Here is a 2,666-nt window from a genome sequence, read left to right on the forward strand (position 1 = left end):
CACCTCCAGACCGCGCTCGGCGACAAGGTCGGTGCCGTGCTGGGTTCGCAGGACATCGTCGACGCCGTGATGGCCGCCGGCGCCCGCGCCGGAGAGCAGCACTGGCAGATGCCGATCCCCGAGGAGATGTCGGAGCGGATCAAGGCCTCCAAGGTGGCCGACCTGCTCCAGCACGACTGGGTGCGGTGGGGCGGCGGACTGATGGCCGCCGCGTTCCTCCGGGAGTTCACCGCCGGCCTGCCGTGGGCGCACCTGGACATCGCCGGCAAGGAGATGAACTCCGGCGCCCCCTACGGTCACGTGCCCTCCGGCGGCACAGGCTTCGGGGTCACGACGATCGTGGAGTACGCCAAGTCGCTCGCCGCTGGCTGATCGCAGCGAGCTGCGCGGTCGCTCAGAATCCCCGGATATCCGGGGATGTTCACGCTTTGACACCAAAGCAATGGGGGTCAAGCGTGAGTTTCCCCGGATATCCGGGGAAACTCACGAAGGGGCGGCGCAACCCGGGCCTCCGGTCAAGCGCCGCCGGCCTTCTTGCGGCGGTTGTAGTCGCGCATCCGCTGCGGGATGCCGACGACGGCTGCGTCGTACGACGGCACCTGGTGCTTGTTGGCGAAGTTGTGAGCCCACTGGACGCTGGGGACACGGCGTCTGGTCCACTCACCGTCGTGCGCCACGAGCAGCAGCGTCACATCACTGACGGCGGTGCGGGGCTCGACGAATCCCTCGACACCGCGGCGGCTGGTCACGAAGTCGGTCAGGTGCGCGACGTCGTGACCGTCGGCCGCCCGGACCGAGGTCGAGCCGGTACGAAGGCCATCGGCCGAGGGTCGGCGCACGCGCCCGGATCGACGAAATCGGTCTAGCAGTCCCATGGCCACATTGTGCCTGTCACTGCGAAGGAATCAGGTAACCGGCCGGTACGCACCCGGTGTGGACAGCCTCACAAAGAGTGCAAGGATGGGCGGGCGTCCTCATCTGACCCTCCGATGAGGCACCGAACGACTCGAAAGGCAGCGCGTGACCGACGGCGACTTCGACGTACTCATCCTCGGGGCGGGGTCCGGCGGTTACGCCTGCGCACTCCGTGCGGCGCAGCTGGGACTGTCCGTGGGCCTGGTGGAGAAGGGCAACCTCGGCGGCACCTGCCTCCACGTCGGTTGCATCCCCACCAAGGCCCTCCTGCATGCGGCGGAGGTGGCCGACTCCGCGCGCGACGCGTCGAAGTTCGGGGTCACCGCCACGCTCGAGGGCATCGACATGGCCGGCGTCAACGCCTACAAGGACGGCGTCGTCTCGCGGCTGTTCAAGGGGCTGACCGGTCTGATCAAGTCGCGCGGCATCACCGTCATCGAGGGCGAGGGACGCGTGACCGGCCCGCGCACCGTGACTGTCGGCGCCGCGACGTACACCGGGAAGAGCCTCGTCCTGGCGTCGGGCTCCTATTCCAGGTCCCTGCCCGGCCTCGAGGTCGACGGCGAGCGCGTCATCTCCTCCGAGCACGCGCTCAGGCTCGAGCGGGTGCCGGCGTCGGTGATCGTGCTGGGCGGTGGCGTCATCGGCTGCGAGTTCGCCAGCGTGTGGGCGAGCTTCGGCGCGAAGGTCACCATCATCGAGGCTCTCCCCCGCCTCGTGGCGGTCGAGGACGAGGCGTCGTCGAAGGCGCTCGAACGGGCGTTCCGCAAACGCAAGATCGACTTCCGCACCGGCACGCCGTTCCAGAGCGTGAAGACCACCGATGACGGTGTCGCGGTGACCGTCGAGGGTGGCGACGTGATCGAGGCCGAGCTGCTGCTCGTCGCGGTCGGTCGAGGCCCGTCGACCCAGGGTCTCGGCTACGAGGAGCAGGGCGTGGCGATGGAGCGCGGCTTCGTGCTGGCCGACGAACGCTGCCGCACCAACGTCGAGGGCGTGTTCGCGGTCGGCGACATCGTGCCCGGCCTGCAGCTGGCCCATCGCGGATTCCAGCAGGGCATCTTCGTGGCCGAGGAGATCGCCGGACTCGCCCCCGCACCGATCGACGAGGCCGGGATCCCGCGCGTCACCTACTCACACCCCGAGATCGCGTCGGTCGGCCTGGACGAGGCGACGGCTCGGGAGGTGTACGGCGACGACGTCATCACCATCACCTATGACCTCGGCGGCAACGGCAAGAGCCAGATCCTGCAGACCGCAGGCTTCATCAAGCTGGTCGGTCTCAAGGACGGGCCCGTGGTGGGCGTTCACATGGTGGGCGACCGGGTGGGCGAGCTGATCGGCGAGGCCCAACTGATCTACGGCTGGGAAGCGCACGCCGACGACGTCGCACCGCTGATCCACGCGCACCCCACCCAGAACGAAGCCCTCGGTGAGGCGCACCTCGCGCTCGCCGGCAAGGCCCTGCACGCCCACTCCTGATCGCCATCGACACAGAAGGAACCCCCATGGCCTCCGAAGTCACCCTCCCCGCCCTCGGCGAATCCGTCACCGAAGGAACCGTCACCCGCTGGCTCAAGCAGGTCGGCGACGCCGTGGCGGTGGACGAGCCGCTGCTCGAGGTCTCGACCGACAAGGTCGACACCGAGATCCCCGCACCTGTCAGCGGGGTCCTGCTCAGCATCACTGCCGGCGAGGATGCGGTCGTGCTGGTCGGCGGCGAGCTCGCCGTGATCGGTGCTGAGACAGGC

The 2,666-nt window shown here is 68.9% G+C and carries 3 protein-coding genes and 1 pseudogene; 3 read left to right on the forward strand and 1 reads right to left on the reverse strand.

The window, feature by feature from the left end:
* Positions 1-372: pseudogene (locus tag RMO85_RS13135) on the forward strand (leucyl aminopeptidase); the annotation flags it as partial.
* 143 nt (positions 373-515) lie between these two features.
* Here the strand turns inward: RMO85_RS13135 and RMO85_RS13140 are convergent.
* On the reverse strand, positions 516-875 hold the full coding sequence (locus tag RMO85_RS13140) for a hypothetical protein (RefSeq protein WP_310529173.1): 360 nt from the start codon (positions 873-875) through the stop codon (positions 516-518).
* Between the two features lie 145 nt (positions 876-1,020).
* Here RMO85_RS13140 and lpdA point away from each other — a divergent pair, with 145 nt between their 5' ends.
* Together lpdA and RMO85_RS13150 are read left to right on the forward strand one after the other, a co-directional pair.
* Positions 1,021-2,397: a dihydrolipoyl dehydrogenase gene (gene lpdA, locus RMO85_RS13145; protein WP_310529174.1), complete on the forward strand. Its 1,377-nt coding sequence runs from the start codon at positions 1,021-1,023 to the stop codon at positions 2,395-2,397.
* A 26-nt stretch (positions 2,398-2,423) separates the two neighbouring features.
* Positions 2,424-2,666 (forward strand): biotin/lipoyl-containing protein (locus RMO85_RS13150; protein ID WP_310529176.1); only part of this gene is annotated, 243 nt, incomplete at its 3' end.

The organism is Nocardioides sp., assembly GCF_031422975.1.
Taxonomy (GTDB): Bacteria; Actinomycetota; Actinomycetes; order Propionibacteriales; family Nocardioidaceae; genus Nocardioides.

Bases quoted from the DNA above. Each gene is read 5' to 3' on its own strand.
- RMO85_RS13140 (WP_310529173.1), bottom strand. From the start codon at position 875: ATGGGACTGCTAGACCGATTTCGTCGATCCGGGCGCGTGCGCCGACCC.